Source organism: Streptomyces sp. NPDC020490, assembly GCF_044335305.1.
Taxonomy (GTDB): domain Bacteria; phylum Actinomycetota; class Actinomycetes; order Streptomycetales; family Streptomycetaceae; genus Streptomyces.
In genome coordinates this window covers 55,965-79,744 of the sequence record NZ_JBIRUY010000015.1, presented here as the reverse complement: position 1 = coordinate 79,744, position 23,780 = coordinate 55,965, and the positions used below count along the sequence as shown (strand labels likewise).

At 73.7% G+C, this 23,780-nt stretch carries 20 protein-coding genes and 1 pseudogene; 11 read left to right on the top strand and 10 right to left on the bottom strand.

The window, feature by feature from the left end:
• Positions 1-2: 2 nt before the first annotated feature.
• A complete protein-coding gene (locus ACH4ZX_RS17740; RefSeq protein WP_398273076.1) occupies positions 3-716 on the bottom strand; it encodes a MerR family transcriptional regulator in 714 nt (237 codons plus the stop codon).
• A gap of 154 nt (positions 717-870) precedes the next feature.
• Here ACH4ZX_RS17740 and ACH4ZX_RS17735 point away from each other — a divergent pair, with 154 nt between their 5' ends.
• The gene (locus ACH4ZX_RS17735; protein ID WP_398273074.1) at positions 871-1,797 is read left to right on the top strand and encodes a PfkB family carbohydrate kinase; all 927 of its coding nucleotides are present in this window, start codon (positions 871-873) and stop codon (positions 1,795-1,797) included.
• A gap of 105 nt (positions 1,798-1,902) precedes the next feature.
• Here ACH4ZX_RS17735 and ACH4ZX_RS17730 read toward each other — a convergent pair whose 3' ends face one another.
• Positions 1,903-3,390: a M1 family metallopeptidase gene (locus ACH4ZX_RS17730; protein WP_398273072.1), complete on the bottom strand. Its 1,488-nt coding sequence runs from the start codon at positions 3,388-3,390 to the stop codon at positions 1,903-1,905.
• Between the two features lie 198 nt (positions 3,391-3,588).
• On the opposite strand from ACH4ZX_RS17730, the gene ACH4ZX_RS17725 reads away from it, so the two are divergent.
• Positions 3,589-5,514 carry a Xaa-Pro dipeptidyl-peptidase gene (locus tag ACH4ZX_RS17725; protein WP_398273070.1) on the top strand — a complete coding sequence of 642 codons (1,926 nt, stop codon included), beginning with the start codon at positions 3,589-3,591 and terminating at the stop codon, positions 5,512-5,514.
• Between the two features lie 10 nt (positions 5,515-5,524).
• On the opposite strand, the gene ACH4ZX_RS17720 is transcribed toward ACH4ZX_RS17725, so the two are convergent.
• Positions 5,525-6,481, bottom strand: coding sequence for an FAD-dependent oxidoreductase (locus tag ACH4ZX_RS17720; protein WP_398273068.1), 957 nt, complete (start codon positions 6,479-6,481; stop codon positions 5,525-5,527).
• Positions 6,482-6,547: 66 nt separating this feature from the next.
• Here ACH4ZX_RS17720 and ACH4ZX_RS17715 point away from each other — a divergent pair, with 66 nt between their 5' ends.
• Both ACH4ZX_RS17715 and ACH4ZX_RS17710 read left to right on the top strand, forming a co-directional pair.
• Positions 6,548-7,570 carry an oxidoreductase gene (locus ACH4ZX_RS17715; RefSeq protein WP_398273066.1) on the top strand — a complete coding sequence of 341 codons (1,023 nt, stop codon included), beginning with the start codon at positions 6,548-6,550 and terminating at the stop codon, positions 7,568-7,570.
• 89 nt (positions 7,571-7,659) lie between these two features.
• On the top strand, positions 7,660-9,303 hold the full coding sequence (locus ACH4ZX_RS17710; RefSeq protein WP_398273064.1) for an ABC-F family ATP-binding cassette domain-containing protein: 1,644 nt from the start codon (positions 7,660-7,662) through the stop codon (positions 9,301-9,303).
• Here ACH4ZX_RS17710 and ACH4ZX_RS17705 read toward each other — a convergent pair.
• The 4 genes from ACH4ZX_RS17705 to ACH4ZX_RS17690 all read right to left on the bottom strand — a co-directional run bounded on the left by ACH4ZX_RS17705 (position 9,300) and on the right by ACH4ZX_RS17690 (position 13,845).
• On the bottom strand, positions 9,300-10,088 hold the full coding sequence (locus ACH4ZX_RS17705) for a calcium-binding protein (RefSeq protein WP_398273062.1): 789 nt from the start codon (positions 10,086-10,088) through the stop codon (positions 9,300-9,302). The two genes, ACH4ZX_RS17710 and ACH4ZX_RS17705, sit on opposite strands and share 4 nt — an antisense overlap.
• 198 nt (positions 10,089-10,286) lie before the next feature.
• Complete coding sequence (locus ACH4ZX_RS17700) at positions 10,287-12,671, bottom strand: Tex family protein (protein ID WP_398273060.1); 2,385 nt, start codon at positions 12,669-12,671, stop codon at positions 10,287-10,289.
• A 98-nt stretch (positions 12,672-12,769) separates the two neighbouring features.
• Positions 12,770-12,901, bottom strand: coding sequence for an LPFR motif small protein (locus ACH4ZX_RS17695; protein ID WP_324790298.1), 132 nt, complete (start codon positions 12,899-12,901; stop codon positions 12,770-12,772).
• A gap of 74 nt (positions 12,902-12,975) precedes the next feature.
• On the bottom strand, positions 12,976-13,845 hold the full coding sequence (locus ACH4ZX_RS17690; protein WP_398273058.1) for a hypothetical protein: 870 nt from the start codon (positions 13,843-13,845) through the stop codon (positions 12,976-12,978).
• 109 nt (positions 13,846-13,954) lie between these two features.
• Here ACH4ZX_RS17690 and ACH4ZX_RS17685 point away from each other — a divergent pair.
• Together ACH4ZX_RS17685 and ACH4ZX_RS17680 are read left to right on the top strand one after the other, a co-directional pair.
• A pseudogene (locus ACH4ZX_RS17685) lies at positions 13,955-14,956 on the top strand (GlxA family transcriptional regulator).
• A gap of 52 nt (positions 14,957-15,008) precedes the next feature.
• A complete protein-coding gene (locus ACH4ZX_RS17680; protein WP_398273056.1) occupies positions 15,009-15,644 on the top strand; it encodes a DJ-1/PfpI family protein in 636 nt (211 codons plus the stop codon).
• On the opposite strand, the gene ACH4ZX_RS17675 is transcribed toward ACH4ZX_RS17680, so the two are convergent.
• Positions 15,631-16,380, bottom strand: a complete 750-nt coding sequence (locus tag ACH4ZX_RS17675; RefSeq protein WP_398273054.1) for an enoyl-CoA hydratase/isomerase family protein — start codon at positions 16,378-16,380, stop codon at positions 15,631-15,633. The genes ACH4ZX_RS17680 and ACH4ZX_RS17675 overlap by 14 nt on opposite strands.
• Before the next feature lie 202 nt (positions 16,381-16,582).
• Between ACH4ZX_RS17675 and ACH4ZX_RS17670 the strand changes: the two genes are divergently transcribed.
• Positions 16,583-17,095 carry an ATP-binding protein gene (locus ACH4ZX_RS17670; protein WP_398273241.1) on the top strand — a complete coding sequence of 171 codons (513 nt, stop codon included), beginning with the start codon at positions 16,583-16,585 and terminating at the stop codon, positions 17,093-17,095.
• Positions 17,096-17,098: 3 nt separating this feature from the next.
• Here the strand turns inward: ACH4ZX_RS17670 and idi are convergent, their stop codons facing one another.
• Together idi and galE are read right to left on the bottom strand one after the other, a co-directional pair.
• Complete coding sequence (gene idi / locus ACH4ZX_RS17665; RefSeq protein ID WP_398273052.1) at positions 17,099-17,692, bottom strand: isopentenyl-diphosphate Delta-isomerase; 594 nt, start codon at positions 17,690-17,692, stop codon at positions 17,099-17,101.
• A gap of 479 nt (positions 17,693-18,171) precedes the next feature.
• A complete protein-coding gene (gene galE / locus ACH4ZX_RS17660; RefSeq protein WP_398273050.1) occupies positions 18,172-19,137 on the bottom strand; it encodes a UDP-glucose 4-epimerase GalE in 966 nt (321 codons plus the stop codon).
• 279 nt (positions 19,138-19,416) lie between these two features.
• Here galE and ACH4ZX_RS17655 point away from each other — a divergent pair, with 279 nt between their 5' ends.
• From ACH4ZX_RS17655 to ACH4ZX_RS17640, 4 genes are read left to right on the top strand one after another with little or no spacing between them, the layout of a single operon-like run.
• The gene (locus ACH4ZX_RS17655; RefSeq protein WP_398273048.1) at positions 19,417-21,225 is read left to right on the top strand and encodes a DUF5941 domain-containing protein; all 1,809 of its coding nucleotides are present in this window, start codon (positions 19,417-19,419) and stop codon (positions 21,223-21,225) included.
• Entirely contained in the window at positions 21,222-21,974 is a 753-nt protein-coding gene (locus tag ACH4ZX_RS17650; protein WP_398273046.1) for a sugar phosphate nucleotidyltransferase, read from the top strand. The genes ACH4ZX_RS17655 and ACH4ZX_RS17650 overlap by 4 nt, the downstream gene beginning before the upstream one ends.
• Entirely contained in the window at positions 21,962-23,023 is a 1,062-nt protein-coding gene (locus ACH4ZX_RS17645; RefSeq protein WP_398273044.1) for an iron-containing alcohol dehydrogenase family protein, read from the top strand. Before ACH4ZX_RS17650 ends, ACH4ZX_RS17645 begins: the two co-directional genes overlap by 13 nt.
• Positions 23,001-23,780, top strand: a complete 780-nt coding sequence (locus tag ACH4ZX_RS17640; protein WP_398273042.1) for a CDP-alcohol phosphatidyltransferase family protein — start codon at positions 23,001-23,003, stop codon at positions 23,778-23,780. The genes ACH4ZX_RS17645 and ACH4ZX_RS17640 overlap by 23 nt, the downstream gene beginning before the upstream one ends.

Genomic DNA, 23,780 nt, shown 5'->3' with positions numbered 1-23,780 from the left:
GCTCAGACGGGCCGGCCCTCCCGCGGCTCGGACAGCCACTGGTGCAGCTCCTCCTTCAACGACCGCTGGAACGTCGTCAGGAGGGCCTGCACCACCAGCGGCTGCATGTGCGCGGAGAGCGTCTTCACGTCCTGCTGGTCCCGCTCCGAGACCTCTCCCCGGAACAGCCGCGACAGCTCGCGCGCGGCCGCCCGCGAGTGCTCCACCAGCACCGACCGGGCCGCGAGGATGGCGTCGTGGGACAGCGGCACGTCCAGCAGCTCCACGGCGAGCCGGAGCTGACCGCAGTCGACGCGGTAGCCGTCCCCGTCGGGCCGGACCACGTTCATGGCCGCCAGCCGCTCCATGTCGTCCTCGTCCAGCGGCCGCCCCGCCCGGCGCCGCAGCTGCTCGGGGGTCAGCGTCTCCACCGCGTCCGGCGCCCAGGAGGCCACCACCGCCCGGTGGATGGCCAGGTCCCGGTGGCTCAGGTCCGGCGGCAGCTGCCCCATGTAGCGCTCGATCGCGGCCAGCGTCATGCCCTGGCGCTGCAGCTCCTCGATGAGCGCCAGCCGGGCCACGTGCCGCGGCCCGTAGCGGCCCACCCGCCGAGGACCGATCACCGGCGGCGGCAGCAGCCCCTTGGTGCTGTAGAACCGGACCGTGCGGACCGTGATCCCGGCCCGCGCGGCCAGCTCGTCGATCGTGAGCGTCGGCTCCTCGGCGTCGGTCGTCATGTGCAGCAGTATCGCTGTCACACCAGTACTGCGAAACCTCCCGGACCGCGCCGGTACCGAGCCGGCCGGGCACCGCCGGTCTCCTGTCGCCGGTCACCGGCGGAGCCTAAGGTGGGCCCATGGCAGAGATCACCAACGTCGGGGGCGGGGCCGCGTGAGCCGGGACATCGACGTGCTCGTCCTGGGCGGCGCGGGCGTGGACACCGTGATCCGCGTGCCGGCGCTGCCGCTCCCGTACGCCGACAGCTACCTGATCGGCTCCGGCATCCACACCCGCGCGGGGCAGACCGGCGACTTCGTCGCCCTGGGCCTGGCCGCGCTCGGCCTGCGCACCCACCACCTCGACTGGCTGGGCGACGACCCCGAGGGCGACCTGGTCCGCGCGCTGCACGAGGAGCGGGGCGTCCCGCTGACCGCGATCCCGCAGCCCGCCGGGACCAAACGCGCGGTCAACCTCGTCGGCCCCGACGGCCGGCGCCTGTCGCTGTACGACGGGACCCGCGGGCACGACGACGACCGGTTCCCGGAGCCGGAGCTGCGCGCCCTGGCCGGCGCGAGCCGCCACGCCCACGTCACGATCACCCACCCCTGCGCGCACGCGCTGCCGCTGCTGCGCGAGTGCGGGGTGACCGTCTCCACCGACCTGCACGACTGGGACGGCGAGAACCCGTACCACGAGCCGTTCGCCCACCAGGCGGACCTGGTCTTCCTGTCCGCCGCCGCGCTCGGCGACCCGGAGCGGACGATGCGCCGCATCGCGGAGCGGGGCCGGGCCCGGGTCGTCGTCGCCACGGCCGGCGCCGAGGGCGCCCACCTGCTCGCGGACGGGGAGCTGACCCGCGTACCGGCCGTCGCGCCGCCCGCCGCGGTGGTGGACTCCAACGGCGCGGGCGACGCCTTCGCCGCCGCGTTCCTCTACGGCCACCTGCGCGGCGAGCCCCCGCGGCGCTGCGCCCGGTACGGCGCGGTGGCCGGCGCGCACGCCTGCACGGTGCCGGCCACCCGGACGGGGGCGATCAGCCGTGACGAACTCCTGACCAGGTCCGCCGACCCGCACCCGGCGGACCCGGCGCCCCTGTAGGCCGCGCCGGGCCCGGGCCCGGCAGGCCCCCGCCGGACCCGGCAGGCCCCCGCCGGGCCCGGCAGGCCCCCGCCGGGCCCGGGCGGCCCGGCGGGGAACCGCGGCTCAGTGCACGTCGTTCGTGGCCGCGATCTTCTTCCACGACTTCGGCTGCGCCACGGCCGCCGACGACCGGGCGACGGACGCGTCCCGCGCGGCGGGCGCCGCCGGCTTCGACGGCTCGAACAGCCAGGTGTCGAAGAGCGCGGACAGCGACGTGCCGGAGACCCGCTCGGCGTAGGCCCGGAAGTCGGCGACCGAGGCGTTGCCGTAGGCGTGCTCCTGCGGCCAGCCCTTCAGGATCGCGAAGAACGCGTCGTCGCCGACCTCCTCGCGCAGCGCCTGAACGGCCAGCGCGCCCCGGTCGTAGACGGCGGCGGAGAACTGGTTGTCGGGGCCGGGGTCGCCGGGCGCCACCGTCCAGAACGGGTCGTCGGCCGGGTGCGCGGCGTACACGTAGTCGGCGAGCTCCCGCGTGGTGCCATCGCCCTCGTGCTCGGACCACAGCCACTGCGCGTACCGCGCGAAGCCCTCGTTGAGCCAGATGTCCTTCCAGCCCTCGATGGACACGGAGTCGCCGTACCACTGGTGCGCCAGCTCGTGCACGACCACGGAGGTGTTCGAGCCGTTCGCGAACTGCCGCGGGCTGTAGTAGACGCGGGTCTGCGTCTCCAGCGCGAACCCGGTGGTGGTGTTGGGCACGTACCCGCCGGCCGAGGCGAACGGATATGGCCCGAAATAGCCGCTGAGCCAGTCCACCAGCTCCCCGGTGCGCTCCACGCTCGCCCGCGCGGCGCCGTCGTTGTCGCCGAGGTCCTTGCTGTAGGCGTTGACGACCGGCACCCCGCCGTCGGAGGTGCTGGTCGTGATGTCGAACCCGCCCACGGCCAGCGTGGCCAGGTAGGTCGCCTGCGGCTTGTTCTCGCGCCAGTTCCAGCGGGTCCAGCCCAGGCGTGAACTCGTCGACTGCAGGGTGCCGTTGGAGATGACCTGGGTGCCGTCCGGCACGGCCACCGACACGTCGTAGGTCGCCTTGTCGAGCGGGTGGTCGTTGCTGGGGAACCACCACCAGGCGGCCTCGGGCTCGTCCGCCGCCACGGCTCCGTCCGGGGTGCGGTGCCAGGTGGAGAAGCCGTACGCGCTCTTCGTGGACGGCACTCCGCTGTAGCGGACGACCACGGTGACCGGGGTGCCCTTCGGCAGCGGCGTCTTCGGGGTGATCTCCAGCTCGTGCTGACCGGAGGCGGCGAAGGCGGCCTTGGCGCCGTTCACCCGTACCTCGCTCACGTCGAGCAGGAAGTCCAGGTCGAACCGGGACAGGTCCTGGGTGGTGCGCGCCAGGATCGTCGCCGTGCCCTCCAGCTCGTCGGTCGCGGGCTGGTACCGCAGCCTCAGGTCGTAGTGGGAGACGTCGTATCCGCCGTTGCCGTAGGCCGGGTAGTAGGGGTCGCCGATGCCCGGAGCGCCTGGGGAGAAGCTCGCGGCCGATGCCGGGATCGCCAGCAACAACGAGGCCGCAGCGAGTGCGCCCGGCGCGATGATTCTGCGGTGCACGGAAGGCTCCAAGTCGTAGGAACACGGGGTCTGTTCGAGCCTATTGAGTCCCTGTGGACACGGGCCTGTCCACGGCACCCTCCGCCACACGATCGCCATCCGGCCGTCACGAACCGACCGTCCCACCGGCGTCACCTGCCCCTGCGTTCGTCCGATTGCCGTCTTTTTCGCTTGAGTTGACCGATGTAGCGTCCGCGCATGCGCTTCACGACCTGGAGACCGCTCGCGGCGGCGGCGGTAGCCGCCCTGATGGCCGCCTTCCTCACCCCGGCCGCGGCCCACGCCACCCCTCGGGAGAGCCGCCCCGTCTACTCCTACGAGGACGCCGTCCGCGAGGCCGTCTGGGTGGACACCGGGCTCGACGGCGACGGCGACGGCAGGAACGACCGCGTCGCCGCCGACATCGTCCGGCCCCGCGAACCCGCCCGGCAGGGCCGCAAGGTGCCCGTCATCATGGACGCGAGCCCCTACTACTCCTGCTGCGGACGCGGCAACGAGAGCCAGAAGAAGACGTACGACGCCGACGGCGACATCCTGCGGATGCCGCTGTTCTACGACAACTACTTCGTCCCGCGCGGCTACGCCTTCGTCGGCGTCGACCTCGCCGGCACCAACCGCTCCGACGGCTGCGTGGACGTCGGCGGCCGCTCCGACGTCCGGTCCGCGAAGGCCGTCGTCGACTGGCTGGGCGGCCGCGCCAAGGCCTACACCACCCGCACCGGCACCACCCCGGCCCGCGCCGGCTGGAGCAACGGCAGAACCGGCATGATCGGCAAGAGCTGGGACGGCACCATCGCCAACGGCGTCGCCGCGACCGGCGTCAAGGGCCTGAAGACGATCGTCCCGATCAGCGCCATCTCCTCCTGGTACGACTACTACTTCCAGCAGGGCGCCCCGCTGTACGACTCCGGCCCCGACTGGCTGTCCGACTACGTCGACAGCCCCGACGCCCGCGCCCGGTGCGCCGCCGTCCAGCGGAGACTCGTCGACGGCGCCCCGCGCACCGGCGACTGGACGCCCCTGTGGACCGAGCGCGACTACGTCAAGGACGCCTCGAAGGTCAGGGCCAGCGTCTTCCTGGTCCACGGCATGCAGGACCTCAACGTCCGCACCAAGCACCTCGGCCAGTGGTGGGACGCCCTCGCCGAGCACGGCGTCCAGCGCAAGATCTGGCTCTCCCAGACCGGCCACGTCGACCCGTTCGACTTCCGCCGCGCCGCCTGGGTCGACACCCTGCACCGCTGGTTCGACCACGAACTGCTCGGCTACGACAACGGCATCGACCGCGAGCCCATGGCCGACGTGGAACGCCACCCCGACCAGTGGGTCACCTCGAAGACCTGGCCGCCGCGCGGCACGGCCGCCACCACCCTGCACCCGGCCCGCGGCAGCGAGCCCGGCGTCGGCACCCTCGGCCCGGCCACCGCGTCCGGCACCGAGACGTTCACCGACGACCCGGGACGCGGCGAGACCGACTGGGCCGCCGACATCGACCGGACCACCCCCGACAAGGCGGGCTTCGTCACCCGGCCGCTCAGCCGCGACCTGCGCCTGTCCGGCTCCTCCCGGGTCACCGTCACCGCGACCCCGACCACCCCGACGGCCCACCTCTCCGCCGTCCTGGTCGACCTCGGCCCCGACACCGTCCGCGACTACGCCGACGCCGGCGAGGGCATCACCACCCTCACCGACCGCACCTGCTGGGGCGCCAGCACCGCGGCCGACAGCGCCTGCTACAAGGAGACGCGGGCGAAGACGGTCGACGTCGCGTACACGGTGTTCAGCCGCGGCTGGGCCGACCTCGGCACCTACGCCTCCGGCCGCAAGGGCGTCCCGCTCACGCCGGGCAGGGCCTACACCATCACCGTCGGCCTCGCGGCCACCGACCACGTCGTCCCGGCCGGCCACCGCCTCGCCCTGATCGTCGCGGGCACCGACAGGGACCTCATCGACCCGCCCGCCGACACCCCGACCCTCACCCTCGCCCTGTCGGGCACCTCCGCCCGCGTTCCCCTCGTGGGCGGCGCGGCGGCGTTCGCCCGCGCCACCTCCGGCACGGCACCGCACGCGCCGACGGCGACCCACGGACCGGGGGCGCGGCACACCCCGCAGCGGATCCCGTAGGGCCCGCCGCTCAGGCGGCCGGGCACGCCAGCCCGGCCGCCTCCTCGGCACAGCCCCAGGCCACCGTGACGCCCGCCCCGCCGTGCCCGTAGTTGTGCACCAGCACCCGCCCGTCCGGCAGCAGCCCGCGCTCCAGCCGGACCGCGTCCCGGGCGGGCCTGAGCCCCACCCGGTGCCCCAGCACCCTCGCCCCGGCGACCTCGGGCCGCAGCGCCGCGCACCGGCGCACGATCGCCTCGGCGACCGCCGGATCCGGCTCGGTCGACCACACGTCCTCCTCGGCCGTGCCGCCCAGCAGCAGCCGGCCGGGCTGCGGGAAGACGTACGCCATCTCCCCGCCGGCGCCGGTCGAGACCGTCCAGGTGCGGATCCCGGGGTTCTCCACCACGACCAACTGCCCGCGCACCGGCCGCACCGACGGATCCGGCACCAGATCGCGGGCGCCCAGACCGGTGCAGTTGACCACCACCCCGGCGTCCGCCTCCGCGAGAGCGGACACCGCGCGCTCCTCGACCGTCCCGCCCGCCCGCGCCAGCCGCTCCCGCAGCCAGGACAGATGGGCCGGCATGTCGATCAGCGGCAGCCGCGCCCACAGCCCGGCGCCCGCGTACTCCGCGGCCGTCGCCGCGCACAGCCCCGGCAGCCGCTCGGCCGCCCACGCCGTGGTGGAGTCCAGGTCCGTCTCGCCCAGTACCCCTTCGACCATGCGTACGCCGGTCGTCTCCGGCCGGGCCGCCGACTCCTCGTACACCTCCAGCGACCGCAGGGCCCACCCGCGGGCCCGCGCCGGCGGCTCGATCCGGTACGGCCACCACAGGGCGCCCGCGACCGCCGAGGTGGTCCGCCCGGCCGGATCCCGCGTCCACACCCGCACCCGCACACCCCGCTCGGCGAGGACCACGGCCGTCGTCAGCCCGATGATCCCGGCGCCGACCACGACGACATCACTGTTCGATCCGCTCTCCATGCGGGGACCGTAACGGAATGTGTCATGCCGTGCTCGGAGTGGATCCGCGGCGGGAATACTCACAGCATGTCTGCCGAGTACGCGACCTTCGGCCTGGCGCCGGCGATGCGGGCCGGTGGCGTCCTCGCCGACGGCGCCTACCAGATCCACCGGGACTTCGTGGACTTCGTCGTCGACGGGCGCCCCCTGCTGTTCCGGCTGTCCGACCTCGACGCCGTCTCCCCGCTCGCCTCCGACGTCCCGCCCGCCATCTTCACCGAACAGGTCCGCGGCCTGCTGCTGGAGGCCGCGGCACCGCTGCCCGGCGGCCGGCACATCATCTACGGCTGCCCCGAGTGCGCGGACCTCGCGTGCGGCGCCGTCACCGCCGTGATCGACCGGGACGGGGACGACTACATCTGGCGGGACTTCGCCTGGCAGACCGCCCCGCAGGCCGACCTGGAGCTCAACGGCTACCACGGCATAGGGCCCTTCCGGTTCCGCGGCGCCGACTACCGGCAGGCGCTCGGCGCCCTCCTCGACGGCGACGCCCCCGGCACGCGCCGCCGTGTGCTGCTGATCGGCGCCCGTGTCGCCGTCCTCGCCAAGCTCGCCGCCGCGCTGCGCACCATCGGCATCGGCGCCGACATCGCCCACGACGCCGACGGGGTGCCCGCCGAGGAACTCCGTGGCTACGGCGCCGTCGCCTTCGGCCGCGCGGTCACCGAGGAGGAGCGCGCCGCCGTGCGCCGCTGCTTCGAGCGGGCCGGCGTCGACGTGGCCTACGTCGCCGGTCTCGCGCCGGTCGTCCCGGTCCTCGTCGCCCAGATCGAACACGCCCTGGACCGCGGCCCCGTGACGCGGCGCCGGCTGACGGGCCTGGCGGCCTCCGGCGGCGAGGTGCGCGTCGAGGTCACCTCGCCGTGCCGGGTGCGCCTGACCGCGTACCGCCTGGACCGCCTCTACCGCACCCGCACCCGCGAGGTCTTCGACGGCGTCCTCGAGACCGGCGGCCACCGCATCCCCCTGGACGCCGCGGCGGTGAAGGGGGAGGCCTTCGTGGTGGCGCGGACGGCGGGGAACGTGCTGGTGGCGCCGGTGGCCCGCTGAGCCCGGGCGGGCCGGCTGCGGGACATGGCGAGGCACGGCGAGATCGGCGAGATCCGCGAGATCGGCGAGACATTAGGATCGACGGCCTGATGACTGCCACCCTCGTCGCCAAGAACCTCGCCGCCGGGCACGGCGACCGCTCCCTGTTCTCCGGGCTCGACCTCGTCGTCGCGCCCGGGGACGTGATCGGGCTGGTCGGAGCCAACGGCGCGGGCAAGTCCACGCTGCTCAGGATGCTCGCCGGGCTGCTCACGCCCGAACAGGGCGAACTGCGGCTGTCCCCGCCGACGGCCACCGTCGGCCACCTGCCGCAGGAGCCGGAGCGGCGGCCCGGCGAGACGGTCCGGGAGTTCCTCGCCCGCCGCACCGGCGTCGCCGAGGCGCAGCGGGCGATGGACGAGGCCACGCAGGCCCTCGTCGACGGCGCGCCCGGCGCCGACGACGCCTACGCCACCAGCCTGGACCTCTGGCTCGGCCTGGGCGGCGCCGACCTGGACGAGCGGGCCGAGGAGGTCGCCGGCTCACTCGGCCTGACCGTGGGTCTGGACCAGCCGATGACCTCGCTGTCCGGCGGCCAGGCGGCCCGCGCCTCACTCGCCTCCCTGCTGCTGTCCCGCTACGACGTCTTCCTGCTCGACGAGCCCACCAACGACCTCGACCTGGACGGCCTGGAGCGCCTCGAACGCTTCGTGACCGGCCTGCGGGCCGGCACGGTCGTGGTCAGCCACGACCGCGAGTTCCTCGCCCGCACGGTCACCAAGGTCCTCGAACTCGACCTGGCGCAGCGGCAGATCACCCTCTACGGCGGCGGCTACGAGGCCTACCTGGAGGAGCGCGAGACCGCCCGCCGGCACGCCCGCGAGGACTACGAGGAGTACGCCGACAAGCGGGCGGCGCTGCAGGACCGGGCGCAGATGCAGCGCTCCTGGATGGACAAGGGCGTGAAGAACGCCCGGCGCAAGGCGGGCAACGACAACGACAAGATCGGCCGCAAGTTCCGCAGCGAGGCCAGTGAGAAGCAGGCCGCGAAGGCCCGGCAGACCCAGCGCATGATCGAACGGCTGGACGTCGTCGAGGAGCCGCGCAAGGAGTGGGAGCTGCGGATGGAGATCGCGTCGGCGCCGCGCTCCGGCGCGGTGGTCGCCACCCTGCGGGACGCCGAGGTGCGGCGCGGCGGCTTCACCTTCGGGCCGGTGTCCCTGCAGATCGACTGGGCGGACCGGGTCGCGGTCACCGGCGCGAACGGCGCCGGCAAGTCGACGCTGCTCGGCGCCCTGCTGGGCCGGGTGCCGCTGGACGCCGGGCACGCCGCTCTGGGCTCCGGCGTCCTGGTCGGCGAGGTCGACCAGGCCCGCAGGCTGTTCCACGGCCCGCAGGCCCTGCTGGACGCGTTCTGCGCGGCCGTCCCCGACACCGAGCCGGTCGAGGTCCGCACCCTGCTGGCCAAGTTCGGCCTCAAGGCGGACCACGTCCTGCGTCCCGCAGCGGAACTCTCCCCGGGCGAACGCACCCGGGCCGCGCTGGCCCTGCTCCAGGGCCGGGGCGTCAACCTGCTGGTGCTCGACGAGCCGACCAACCACCTTGACCTGCCGGCCATCGAGCAGCTGGAGTCCGCCCTCGACGCCTACCAGGGCACCCTGCTGCTGGTCACCCACGACCGGCGCATGCTGGACGCGGTCCGGGTGACCCGCCGCCTGGAGGTGGCGGACGGCAAGGTGACCGAGTCCCGCTAGACGCCCGTCACGTCGACGTGGTCACCGGAGGCCTTGGCCGGTCCGGTGGTGCCGGTGCCGGCGAAGTTCCAGCGCCAGTAGCCGTCGGCGGTGGCCGTCACCGTGGTCTTCAGGGCGCCGCCGGTGCCGCTGGTCACCGTTTTCACGGTGGTGTACGTCGTGGTGCCGGCCTTGCGGAACTGGAGTTTCACCGACTGGCCCGCGTAACCGCTGTAGGTGCCGCCCGAGCCCCAGTTGGCGCGGGTGAGCGCGCCCTTGACGGTGAGGACGCCGCCCTTGGCCACCGGCTCGGGGGTGGCGTCCACGGTCAGCCTGCCGGCGCGCTTCATCAGGAAGGTGCCCGCGCTGTCCTTGTCGACGTAGTCGACGTCGTTGGCGTCCACGGACGTCCAGATGTGCCACGTGCCCGCGTCGGCGTTGGTCAGCATCGAGTTCGGGTCGATGGTGATGTCGGCGGTGCAGGTGGAGGTGGTGCCGCTTCCGGAGACCGGGGCGCAGGTCAGCGGAGTGTCGGACCCGGGGCCCGCGAAGCCGTCGGGGTCGTCGAAAGAGCCGTGGTAGAGCCAGCCGTAGGCATCCTTGATGCCCGAGTCGTCGGTCGCGCTGATGCTGAGGGTGACCGTCTTCTTCGTCATCGCGCCCAGCACGACCGGCTGGCCGCCGTTGACGACGGCCAGGAGCACCTGGGTGTCTCCCGCACCGGAATCGGCCCGGGCGTCCGTAGTGGCGAGGGCGGACAGGGCCATCGCGCCCGACACGGCCGCGACGGCGGAACGTCTGAACATGTGTCCCCCAAGGATGAGTTGTTCCGCCTGGAGACAGGCAGTGCGAAGGTGGCCGAATCATAGTGATCCGGCCGTTCTCCCGGCCCGGCTTTCGCCCGATGGCCCTGGGGCGGGACAGAAGGTCACCCGATCCTCGGGCACGCGGCTCTTTCCGGGCCGGACCGGACGGTGTGACCCCCCTGGCCCGGCCCGTGCGGGTCAGCGCTTCTTCGGATCGACCAGCCCGGCTCGCCGCAGCGCGTCGGCCATCGCGCTGTTGGCCGGCGGGGGCGCCTGACGGGAGCCCTGCCCGGCGCCGCCCCGGCCCTGGCCACCGCCGCCCCCGCCCTGCCGGCGCTGCTGCGGCGGACGCCCGCCGCGCTGACGCCGCTCGCCTCCCTCGGCCGGCCGGCCGCCCTGCGGTGCGGCCTCGTCGTCCAGCCGCAGCGTCAGCGAGATGCGCTTGCGCGGGATGTCGACGTCGAGGACCTTCACCTTGACGATGTCGCCCGGCTTCACCACGTCCCGCGGGTCCTTGACGAACGTCCTGGACATCGCCGAGACGTGCACCAGTCCGTCCTGGTGGACGCCGACGTCGACGAACGCGCCGAAGGCGGCCACGTTCGTCACCACGCCCTCCAGGATCATCCCGGAGGACAGGTCCGAGATCTTCTCGACGCCCTCCTTGAAGACGGCCGTCCTGAACGCCGGACGCGGGTCGCGCCCCGGCTTCTCCAGCTCCTTCAGGATGTCGGTCACGGTCGGCAGACCGAACGTCTCGTCGACGAAGTCGTCCGGCCGCAGCGACCGCAGCACCGACGTGTTGCCGATGAGCGCGGCGACGTCCTGCCCGGTCGTCTTCACCATCCGCCGCACCACCGGGTACGCCTCCGGGTGCACGCTGGAGGCGTCCAGCGGGTCGCCGCCGCGGATGCGCAGGAAGCCCGCGCACTGCTCGTACGCCTTCGGGCCCAGGCGGGCCACCTTCTTCAGCTCCTGGCGGGACGCGAAGGGGCCGTTGGCGTCCCGGTGCGCCACGATGTTCTCGGCGAGGCCGGAGGTGATGCCGGAGACGCGGGCGAGCAGCGGCGCCGAGGCGGTGTTGACGTCGACGCCGACGCCGTTGACGCAGTCCTCCACCACCGCGTCCAGCGAACGCGACAGCTTCACCTCGGACAGGTCGTGCTGGTACTGGCCGACGCCGATCGACTTCGGGTCGATCTTCACCAGCTCGGCCAGCGGGTCCTGGAGCCGGCGTGCGATCGACACCGCGCCGCGCAGCGACACGTCCATGTCGGGCAGTTCCTGCGAGGCGAAGGCGGAGGCCGAGTACACGGAGGCGCCGGCCTCGGACACCATCACCTTGGTGAGCTTCAGCTCCGGGTGCTTGGCGATGAGTTCGCCGGCGAGCTTGTCGGTCTCACGGGACGCGGTGCCGTTGCCGATGGCGATCAGCTCGACCGCGTGCTCCTTCGCCAGCCGGGCCAGCTTGGCGATCGCCTCGTCCCACCGGTTGGCCGGGACGTGCGGGTGGATGACGTCGGTGGCCACCACCTTGCCGGTCGCGTCGACCACGGCGACCTTCACGCCCGTACGGAAGCCCGGGTCGAGCCCCAGCGTCGCGCGCGTGCCGGCCGGGGCGGCGAGCAGCAGGTCGCGCAGGTTCGCCGCGAACACCCGGACGGCCTCGTCCTCGGCGGCCGTGCGCAGCCGCAGCCGCAGGTCGAGGCCGAGGTGCACCAGGATCCGGGTGCGCCAGGCCCAGCGCACGGTGTCCAGCAGCCACTTGTCGGCGGGCCGCCCGCGGTCGGCGATCCCGAAGCGGTGGGCGATGATCCCCTCGTACGACGACGGGCCGTCGGTGGGCTCCTCCGGCTCCATGACGAGGTCCAGGACCTCTTCCTTCTCGCCCCGCAGCATCGCCAGGATCCGGTGCGAGGGCAGCTCGGTGAAGGGCTCGGCGAAGTCGAAGTAGTCGGCGAACTTGGCGCCCGCCTCCTCCTTGCCCTCACGGACCTTGGCGGACAGCCGCCCGCGCACCCACATGCGCTCGCGCACCTCGCCGATCAGGTCGGCGTCCTCCGAGAACCGCTCGGTCAGGATCGCGCGGGCGCCGTCCAGCGCGGCCTGCGGATCGGCCACGCCCTTGTCGGCGTCGACGAACGCGGAGGCCGCGGCGAGCGGATCGACCGTCGGATCGCCCAGCAGCCCCTCCGCGAGCGGTTCGAGGCCGGCCTCGCGGGCGATCTGCGCCTTGGTGCGCCGCTTGGGCTTGTAGGGCAGGTAGATGTCCTCGAGCCGGGCCTTGGTCTCGGCGGCGCGGATCCGGGCCTCCAGCTCCTCGGTGAGCTTGCCCTGCTCGCGCACCGACTCCAGGATCGCCGCCCGCCGATCCTCCAGCTCCCGCAGATAGCGCAGCCGCTCCTCGATCGTGCGCAACTGCGCGTCGTCGAGCATCTCGGTCGCTTCCTTGCGGTAGCGGGCGATGAAGGGCACCGTGGAACCGCCGTCGAGCAGTTCCACGGCGGCCCTGACCTGCCGCTCCCGTACGCCGAGCTCCTCGGCGATCCTGCCTTCGATGGAGCCTACGAGGGGTGTCGTCACGATCCCGTACCGCCTTCTCACAGAGGTTGCGCGGCAATTGTGGCAGGCGGCACCGACACTCGGGGATCAGGGCGCACCCGGCGGGCCGGGCGGCGCGGTCAGGCGCCGCGGCCGCGGGCGGTGGAGGAGGCGCCGCCGAAGAGGCGGGCCACCGCGCGGAACGGCAGCGTCACCACGGTGGCGACGGCGCCACCGATCTGCCGCAGGACGTCAGCGATCGCTCGGAACACGTGTCTCCCCTTTCCCTCTCCCGGCCGCCGCGGCCGGGAGAGGGACGGGTACCTCGGCGAGCGCCGGACATGCGTCAGCGCTTGCCGATCAGGTCCGCCGGGAAGGCGCCCGCGGCGAAGGCCGCGCCCGCGAACGCCGTGCCGAGCTCGGTCAGACGCGCGACGCCGGGCGCGCCCAGGTGCTCGTACGGCGCCCGGTGGAGCCGGTCGGTCTCGGTCTCGATCTCGGTGCGCAGGGCGACGCCGCGCTCGGTCAGCTCGCCGTCCGCGTCCAGCAGCCCGCGCTCGCGCAGCCGGTCCGTGGCCGCGTCCCAGTCCTCCTGGCTCCAGCCGCGTGTGCCGAACACCCACTTCGGGGTCATCCCCTTGCCGGTGGCGGTGTGCGTCACCACCGCCTCCAGGCCGTCGAGGCCGGCCGACATCAGCACGGCGAGGTGCCCGTCGCCCCGGTGCTCGCGCAGCAGCGTGGCCGCGTGGAAGTACGCCAGGTGCGGCTCGTCGGGGACGGGCAGGTCGGCGTGCGCCGCGTACAGCGGCCGGGCCGCTCGCGAGCACGCCTCGGCGGCCCGCAGCGCGAGCCGGGCGGCCTCCGCCATCTCCGGCGACGCCACGGCCTCCTCGCCCAGCAGCCGGCGCAGCGTCGCGTCGGCCGCACGCGCGCGTGCGGCCAGGATCTTCTCGGGGGCGGCGGTCTCCCACACGGCGGGCACGTGCCGGGCCACCAGCTCGTACTTGTAGTGGTAGAAGGCCGCGGCCACCGTGCCCGGCCCGACCGGCCCCATGGCCGCCGCCCGCACGGCGAAGTTGACCGCCCGGGGCTGGGTGATGCCGAGGGCGGCCAGTTCCCGGCCCAGGTCCGGCGAGAAGTAGTGCGTCGCGTGCAGCGAGTTGAGGACGTTGTGGCAGCGGCGGCCGGCGCGCGGCTCCAGGACGGCAGTAGTCATGCGGGCACGTTACCGACTGGTTGGTACGCCCTCCAGAGGCGGGAGCCGGATGGCAGGAAAGGTGGGCTTCTCGTCGCGGCCATGGCGGGGCCCGCCAAGAATCGGGTCCATGGCAGAGCGAACCGTCCTCGTCGTCCTCTTCGACGGCGTGCAGAGCCTCGACGTCACCGGTCCCGTGGAGGTCTTCGCGGGCGCCGAGCAGCACACTCCGGGCAGCTACCGCATCGCGACCGCCTCGGTGGACGGCCGCCCCGTCCGCACGTCCAGCGGTCTGACCCTCGTACCGGACTCCGCGCTCGGGGACGCGCCCGGCCCGCACGCCCTCGTCGTCCCGGGCGGCCCCGGAACCCGCCGGCCGCTGCGTGACACGCGCCTGACGGACTGGCTGCGCGCCCACGGTCCGCGCGCCGAACGCCTCGTCTCCGTCTGCACCGGAGCCGCCCTGCTCGCCGAGGCGGGCCTGCTGGACGGCCGCCGCGCCACCACCCACTGGGCGTACAGCGACAAGCTCGCCCGCGACCATCCCGGCGTGGAGGTCGATCCGGACCCGATCTACGTCCGCGACGGATCGGTGGCCACCTCGGCCGGCGTCACCTCGGGCATCGACCTCGCCCTCGCCCTGGTCGAGGAGGACCTGGGGCCGCCCGGTGGCGCTGACGGTCGCCCGTCACCTGGTGGTGTTCCTGCGCCGGCCCGGCAACCAGGCGCAGTTCAGCGCCCGACTGGCCGCCCAGACCGCCCGGCGCGAGCCTCTGCGGGACGTCCAGCTGGGGGTCCCCCCACGCCCCCAGGGCGTAGGGGGAGGATCACGGAGCATCCGGCCGGCGATCTCAACGTCGAGGCCCTGGCCGCCCGCGCGAACCTCTCCCCGCGCCACTTCGCCCGCGCCTTCCAGGCGGAGACCGGCACGACGCCCGGCCGCTACGTCGACCGGGTCCGCCTCGAACACGCCCGCCGTCTGCTGGAGGAGACCGCGGACGGCGTCGAGGAGATCTCCCGCGCCAGCGGCTACGGCACTCCCGAGGCGATGCGGCGCGCCTTCGTCAAGGCACTCGGGACGCCGCCGGCCGAGTACCGCCGCCGCTTCCGCCCGCTGAGCCGCTCCGTCTGAACCGTTCTTGCCGAACCGCTCCCTGCCGCTCCTTCGAGGATGGAAGAAACCGATGCAGATCGCCGTCGTTCTCTTCGACCGCTTCACCGCCCTGGACGCCGTCGGCCCGTACGAGACGCTCGGGCGGCTGCCGGACGCCGAGACCGTCTTCGTCGCCGAGCAGGCCGGTCCCGTCCGCACCGACACCGGCAACCTCGCCCTCGTCGCCGACCGGACCCTGGCCGAGGTGGAGCGGCCCGACATCGTCGTCGTGCCGGGCGGGCCGGGACAGACGGCGCAGATGGACAACCAGGTCCTGCTGGACTGGCTGCGCGCCGCCGACGCCACCACCACCTGGACGACGTCGGTGTGCACCGGCTCCCTGCTGCTGGCCGCGGCCGGGCTCCTGGGCGGCCGCCGCGCCACCTCGCACTGGCTGGCCCTGGACCACCTGAAGCGCTTCGGCGCCGAGCCCACGGGCGAGCGGGTGGTCGTCGACGGCAAGTACGTCACCGCGGCCGGCGTCTCCTCCGGCATCGACATGGGCCTGACCCTGCTGGGCCGGATCGCCGGGGACGAACACGCGCAGGCCGTCCAGCTGCTCACGGAGTACGACCCGCGGCCGCCCTACGACGCCGGCTCACCGGACAAGGCCCCCGCTCACCTGGTGGCGAGGTTCCGCGAGGGCAGCCGCTTCATCCTGACGTAGTCCAGGAGAAGCGCGGCTGCCTGCGCTCCAGGAACGCGGCGACGCCCTCCGCGGTGTCGCCGCTGCCGCGTGCCTGCTCGGCCCAGTACGCGTCCCGGTCCGTGCGGCCGTTCGCGAACTCCTTCGCGGCGGCCTGCGTCAGCTGCGAGCGGGACGCCAGGACGCGGGTGAACTCCGCCGCCCGCCCGGCCAGTTCGTCCCCGGGCAGCACCTCGTCCACCAGGCCCGTGCGCAGCGCCCGCTCCGCGTCGATCAACTCGCCCGAGAACAGCAGGTACTTGGCGGTCCCCGGCCCCACCAGCGACACCAGCCGCCGGGTGGAGGAGGAGGGGTAGACGATCCCGAGCTTCGCCGGTGTGACGCCGAACAGCGCGCCCGACTCGGCGAACCGCAGGTCGCAGGCCGCCGCGAGCTGCGAGCCGCCACCCACGCAGTGCCCGCGGATCACGGCCAGCGTCGGCCTGGGGAAGGCGGCGAGGGCCTCCTCGGCGCGCACCGCGAGTTCCTGCGCCTCGGCGGGCGAGCCGCGCAGGGTGGAGATGTCGGCCCCGGCGCAGAACGTGCCGCCCTCGCCGGTCAGGACCAGCGCCCGCACCTTGGGGTCGTCCGCCAGGGTGGACAGCAGCGGCGGCAGGGCGGCCCACATCGCGGCCGTCATGGCGTTGCGCTTGGCCGGGTGGTGGATGACGACGGTGGCGACCGAGTCGGTGACGTCGTGCAGCAGCTGGGGCTCCATGGGCCGGATGCTAACCGCCCCGCCGGCCTCCCGATCGGCAAGGGGTGCGGGCAGGATCGGTCCGGGAGTCGGCCGTGCCGTGCGGGAGCGGTCAGAAGCGTTCGATATCTGCTGACTTCTGGTCAGTCGTCCGAAGCGGAGTGTGTCGTTACCAACACTCGGACGCGTGGTGACAATCGAGGGCGAGGGTGGCGACCGGACGATGGACGACCACGTGCGCGGCTTCGGCCCGCGCCACCGCGACGGCGCGCCGGAGTCCCTCGCGCCGCGGCCGCCCGGCGGCCCCATGCCGTACGAGGGCGTCTGGCGGTTCACCGCCCCCGCCGTCGAGGCGTCGGTCCCGCAGGCCCGGCACGCCGTGCGGGACCTGCTGCACCGCCAGGGCGTGCCCGCCTCCGACGACCTGGTGCAGGGCCTGCTGCTGATCGTCTCGGAACTGGTCACGAACGCCGTCAAACACGCGGCGCTGCTCTCGCCCGTGCTCGCCGTCGAGGTCGCCGTGGGCGCCGAGTGGATCCGCGTGTCCGTGGAGGACAACCACCCCTACCGGCCCACCGCCCTGGAGGCCGACCACGGCCGTACCGGTGGACGCGGGCTGCTGCTGGTGAGCGAGATCACCCGGGAGGCGGGCGGCGCGTGCGAGGTCGCGCACACCGCGAGCGGCGGCAAGGTGATCTGGGCCGCCCTGCCGCTCAAGCCGGTCCGGGTGCGCTGAGCGTCACCAGCCCGTCGACGGGTCCGTCAGTTCCCGGATCGCCGGACGGGCCGCGTCCAGCACCGTCATGAACCACGCCGAGAACGGGTCCGCGGCGTGCCGGCGCGCGAGCTCGGCCGGGCTCACGAAGGCGGTCGCGCCGACCTCCTCCGGATCCGGCCGCAGCGGGGCCTGCACCAGGCCGACGAACAGGTGGTTGTACTCCTGCTCCACCAGGCCCGACTCCGGGTCCGGGTGGTTGTAGCGCACCGTGCCCGCCTCGGCGAGCAACGAGGGGGACACGCCCAGCTCCTCGTACGTCCGCCGGGCCGCCGCCGCGAACGGCGCCTCGCCGGGGTAGGGGTGACCGCAGCAGCTGTTGGACCACACGCCGGGGGAGTGGTACTTGCCGAGCGCCCGCTGCTGCAGCAGCAGCCGGCCCTGCTCGTCGAAGAGGAACACCGAGAACGCGCGGTGCAGCTGCCCCGGCGGCTGGTGGGCGGCGAGCTTCTCCGCGGTGCCGATCGTCACGCCGTCCTCGTCGACCAGTTCCAGCAAAATCGCCTCTGCGGTGCCGCTCGACGAACTGTGCGTCGCGGTGGCAGGTGTGATCGGCATACCCATCCTTCGCCTCGGTTCTCGCGCCCCCAAGTCTGCCGTACGCCTCCGGCACTCCCGGAACTCGGCGCGGCGCGCCCGCATGTCCCACGGGCAGCGGCCACCACCGGCCGGACGCCCGGAGAGGGGCCCGATAGGTGATCGTGCCCGGCCCGGCCGCCGGGGAACCGTCCGGCACGCGGCACCGCGAACCAGCCCGCCGGAACGGCCGCACCCCGGCCCGTGGAGCACCCCGCTCCCATCAGGACACCGCCCCGCCGCGGCGGCACGCACGTCCGCGCCCCGTGCGGCACGAGCGCCCGCGCGCACCCCACGCCTGCGCGCCCCGCACGCCCGCGCGCCCCGTGCGGCACGAGCGCCCGCGCGTCCCGCGCCGGGCATGCCGCTCGTGCGGGACGCCGCCGCACGCGGAGCACGGGATGCGTGGCGCGGGACGCGCCCGCCGCTGAGGAACGATTCGCAGGCCGGCGCGTGACCGGTCAGCGGGCGTGGTGCAGCAGCCAGCCCTGCCACGCCGACTCGACCATCTCCCGCACGCCCCGCCGGGCGCTCCAGCCCAGTTCCCCGGCCGCCCGCTCGGCGGAGGCGACCGCGCGCGGCGCGTCTCCGGGGCGGCGGGCCTCGACGACGGCGGGGCGGGTGTCGCCGGTCACCTCGCCGATGACCGTGACCAGTTCGCGCACCGAGACGCCCTCACCGCGGCCGATGTTGACCGTCAGGTCGCCGCCGAGGTCCGCGAGCCTGCGCGCGGCGGCCAGGTGCGCCTCGGCCAGGTCGGCGACGTGGACGTAGTCGCGGATACAGGTGCCGTCCGGCGTCGGATGGTCGTCGCCGAAGATCCGCGGGGCGTCGTCACGGGTGAGCCGGTCGAAGACCATGGGGACGATGTTGAAGACGCCGGTGTCGGCCAGTTCCGGGGCGGCGGCGCCCGCGACGTTGAAATAGCGCAGGCACACCGTCGAGATGCCGTGCGCCCGGCCCGCCGCCCGCACCAGCCACTCGCCGGCCAGCTTGGTCTCGCCGTACGGGTTCACCGGCGCGCACGGGGTGTCCTCCGTGATCAGGTCCACGTCCGGGCTGCCGTACACGGCCGCCGACGAGGAGAAGACGAACTTCCCGATCCCGGCCTCGGCGACCGCCTCCAGGAGCGTGCCGAGGCCGCCGACGTTCTCCTGGTAGTACCGCGCGGGCTGCGCCACGGACTCGGCGACCTGCTTGCGCGCGGCCAGGTGCACCACGCCGGTCACCTCGTGCTCCGCGAACACCCGCTTGAGCAGGCCGGCGTCCAGCGACGAGCCGCGCACGAGCGGGACGTCGGCGGGCAGCCGGCCGGCGACCCCCGCCGAGAGGTCGTCCAGCGCGAGCACGTGTTCCCCGGCGTCGCTCATGGACCGCGCCACATGGGCCCCGATGTATCCCGCTCCGCCTGTGATCAGCCACGTCATGGTCGTCCACCCTATGCCGACCGGACGAGCGGCAATCCGGTGCCTGAGATGTCCGGGTCTGTGGTGCGCGGTTTGTGGGCAGGGCCCGCGATCCCCGATGATGATCGCGGCAAAGGCCGGTGGAGGCGACGCTGATCGGCCCGTGAACGGGCGGTGAACGGCGCTGTCCGGGCATCCGATAGCCTCTGCCGACATGCCGCCCGCCTGGTGCAGCCAAGGGGCGCCCCCATCGTGCACATGCCCGGCGCCACCGCGTCGGCACCCAGGGAGTGAGTTCGGTTGTCGACCGCCATCCTCACCGGTCAGCCGGTCCCCGGATCGTCGATCGAGGGTGATCTGCGGTCCCTCGGCTTCGACGTCCGGGTCGCCGCGGACCCCGCGGACGCCGAGACCCTCCTCGCCCAGGTGCCCGGAGACCGGCGCGTCGCGCTCGTCGACGCCCGCTTCGTCGGCCACCCGCACGCCCTGCGCCTCGGCCTCACCGACCCGCGCTTCGACCTCGCCGCGATCCCGGGCGCCGTCACCGCCAAGCCCGCCGCACGCCAGGCGCTGAGCCGTGCGGTCGTCAGGGAGAACTCCGCGGGCGGCGGCGCCGTCGCAGTGGACAGCCTCGCCGACCGCGTCGTCACCGCCCTGGACGCCGACGGCGCCGACGTCCGCCGTCCGGACCTGGGCAGCCTCGTCGCCGTCGTCCCCGCCGACCCGCAGGCCCGCAACGAGGCACGGCAGGCCGTCGCCGCCGTCGACGACGAGGCCGTACGCCTGAAGTCGGCCGTGAAGGCCCGCGACGGCTTCTTCACCACGTTCTTCATCAGCCCCTACTCGCGCTACATCGCCCGCTGGTGCGCCCGCCGCGGCCTGACCCCCAACCAGGTCACCACCGCCTCCCTGCTCACCGCGCTGATCGCGGCGGGCTGCGCGGCCACCGGCACCCGCGGCGGCTTCATAGCGGCCGGCGTCCTGCTGATCGCCTCCTTCGTGCTGGACTGCACCGACGGTCAGCTCGCCCGCTACTCGCTGCAGTACTCCACGCTCGGCGCCTGGCTGGACGCCACCTTCGACCGGGCCAAGGAGTACGCCTACTACGCCGGCCTCGCGCTCGGCGCGGCCCGCGGCGGCGGCCATGACGACGTATGGGCCCTCGCGCTCGGCGCGATGATCCTGCAGACCTGCCGGCACGTCGTCGACTTCTCCTTCAACGAGGCCAACCACGACGCGACCGCCAACACCAGCCCCACCGCCGCCCTGTCCGGCAAGCTGGACAGCGTCGGCTGGACGGTGTGGCTGCGGCGGATGATCGTCCTGCCGATCGGCGAGCGCTGGGCGATGATCGCCGTCCTCACCGCGGCCACCACGCCCCGGATCACCTTCTACGCCCTGCTCATCGGCTGCGCCTTCGCGGCGACGTACACCACGGCCGGGCGGGTGCTGCGCTCGCTGACCCGGAAGGCGAAGCGCACCGACCGGGCGGCCGAGGCGCTGGCGGATCTGGCCGACACCGGCCCCCTGGTCGAGGCGCTCGCCCCGCTCATGCGCGGCAAGGGCCCCCACATCGCACCGCTCAGCGCTGCGGGAGGCGCCGCCCTGGTCCTCCTCGCCGCCTGGGCCTGGGGCCCGAGCTGGTGGGTCGTCCTGGCCGCCGGCGCGTACGTCCTGCTCGCCGCCGAGGCCGTCGCCCGCCGCCCCCTCAAGGGCGCCCTCGACTGGCTCGTCCCGCCGCTGTTCCGGGCCGCCGAATACGGCACCGTCCTGGTCCTCGCGGCGAAGGCGGACGTGAACGGCGCCCTTCCCGCGGCTTTCGGGCTGGTGGCGGCCGTCGCCTACCATCACTACGACACGGTGTACCGCATCCGCGGGGACGCCGGAGCGCCCCCGGCCTGGCTGGTGCGGGCCGTCGGGGGACAGGAAGGACGGATCCTGCTCGTCGCCGTCCTGTCCGCGCTGCTCACCGCTTCGCAGTTCACGGTCGCGCTCGCGGTCCTCGCCGTGGCCGTGGCCCTGGTGGTGCTCTTCGAGAGCATCCGCTTCTGGGTCGCCGCCCACAAACGCGGCGCATCCGCAGTACACGACGAAGGAGAAACCGCATGATCGGCCTCGTGCTGGCGGCCGGCGCCGGACGGCGTCTGCGCCCCTACACCGACAGCCTGCCCAAGGCGCTGGTTCCGGTGGGGCCCGCCGGCATAGAGGGCGAACCCACGGTCCTGGACCTGACCCTCGGCAACTTCGCCGAGGTCGGCCTGACCGAGGCCGCGGTCATCGTCGGCTACCGCAAGGAGGCCGTCTACGAGCGCAAGGCGGCGCTGGAGGCCAAGTACGGCCTCAAGCTCACCCTCATCGACAACGACAAGGCCGAGGAGTGGAACAACGCCTACTCCCTGTGGTGCGGCCGTGACGCGCTCAAGGACGGCGTGATCCTCGCCAACGGCGACACCGTCCACCCCGTCTCCGTGGAGAAGACGCTGCTGGCCGCCCGCGGCGACGGCAAGCGGATCATCCTCGCCCTCGACACCGTGAAGTCGCTCGCGGACGAGGAGATGAAGGTCGTCGTCGACCCCGCCAAGGGCATGACGAAGATCACCAAGCTGATGGACCCGGCCGAGGCCACCGGCGAGTACATCGGCGTCACCCTGATCGAGGGCGACGCCGCCCCCGACCTGGCCGACGCCCTGAAGACCGTCTGGCAGACCGACCCGCAGCAGTTCTACGAGCACGGCTACCAGGAACTCGTGAACCGGGGCTTCCGGATCGACGTGGCGCCGATCGGCGACGTCGAGTGGGTCGAGATCGACAACCACGACGATCTCGCCCGCGGACGGGAGATCGCGTGCCAGTACTGACCCGGCTCATTCCCTCGCCGCTCGTCGTGGACATCCGGCCCGGAGCCCTCGACGACCTCGCCGGCGTCCTCGCCGACGAGCGCATCTCGCAGTCGGGCCGGCTCGCCATCGCCGTCAGCGGCGGTTCGGGCGCCCGCCTGCGCGAGCGGGTCGCCCCCTCGCTGCCCGGCGCCACCTGGTACGAGGTCGGCGGCGGCACCCTCGACGACGCGGTCCGGCTGGCCGGCGACATAAAGGCCGGCCACTACGACGCGGTCGTCGGACTCGGCGGCGGCAAGATCATCGACTGCGCCAAGTTCGCCGCGGCGCGGGTCGGCCTGCCGCTGGTCGCCGTACCCACCAACCTCGCCCACGACGGCCTGTGCTCGCCGGTCGCCACGCTCGACAACGACGCCGGCCGCGGCTCCTACGGCGTGCCGAACCCGATCGGCGTGCTCATCGACCTGGACGTGATCCGCGAGGCCCCGGCCCGCTTCGTCCGGGCCGGCATCGGGGACGCGATCAGCAACATCAACGCCATCGCGGACTGGGAGCTCGCGGCCCGGGTCAAGGGCGAGCGCATCGACGGCCTCGCCGCCGCCATGGCCCGCCAGGCCGGGGAGGCGGTGCTCCGGCACCCGGGCGGCATCGGGGACGGCGACTTCCTCCAGGTGCTGGCCGAGGCGCTGGTCCTCACCGGCGTCTCGATGTCCGTCTCCGGCGACTCCCGCCCCGCCTCGGGCTCCTGCCACGAGATCAACCACGCCTTCGACCTGCTGTTCCCCAAGCGTGCGGCCAGCCACGGCGAGCAGTGCGGCCTCGGCGCCGCCTTCGCGATGTATCTGCGCGGCGCCCACGAGGAGGCGGCCTACATGGCGGAGGTGCTGCGCCGGCACGGGCTGCCGGTGCTGCCGGAGGAGATCGGCTTCACGGTGGAGGAGTTCGTCCGCGCCGTGGAGTTCGCCCCCGAGACCCGGCCCGGCCGCTACACGATCCTCGAACACCTCGACCTGAAAACCGACCAGATCAAGGACACCTACGCCGACTATGTCAAGGCCATCGGTAGCTGAACTCAGACCGGTCGTCCACCCCGCGGGGGTGAAGGACCGGCGCAGCGGTGAGCACTGGATGGGGCGCCTCTACATGCGCGAGGTGTCCCTACGGGTCGACCGCTACCTGGTCAACACCAGGGTCACGCCCAACCAGCTCACGTATCTGATGACCGTCTGCGGCGTCCTCGCGGCCCCGGCCCTGCTGGTGCCCGGGATACCCGGCGCCGTGCTCGGCGTCGTCATGGTGCAGCTGTACCTGCTGCTCGACTGCGTGGACGGCGAGGTCGCCCGCTGGAAGCAGCAGTTCTCCCTCGGCGGCGTCTACCTGGACCGGGTCGGCGCCTACCTCACCGACGCCGCGGTGCTCGTCGGGTTCGGGCTGCGCGCCGCCGACCTGTGGGGCGGCGGCCGGATCGACTGGCTGTGGGCCTTCCTCGGCACCCTGGCAGCGCTCGGCGCGATCCTGATCAAGGCCGAGACCGACCTGGTCGGCGTCGCCCGCCACCAGGGCGGGCTGCCGCCGGTGAAGGAGGCCGCCGCCGAGATGCGCTCCTCCGGCATGGCCCTGGCCCGCAGGGCCGCCGCCGCGCTGAAGTTCCACCGGCTGATCCTCGGCATCGAGGCGTCCCTGCTGATCCTGGTCCTGGCCGTCGCCGACCAGATGCGCGGCGACCTGTTCTGGTCCCGTCTCGGCGTCGCGGTGCTGGCCGGCATCGCGCTGCTGCAGACCCTGCTGCACCTGGTGTCCATCCTCGCCTCCAGCAGGCTCAGGTGA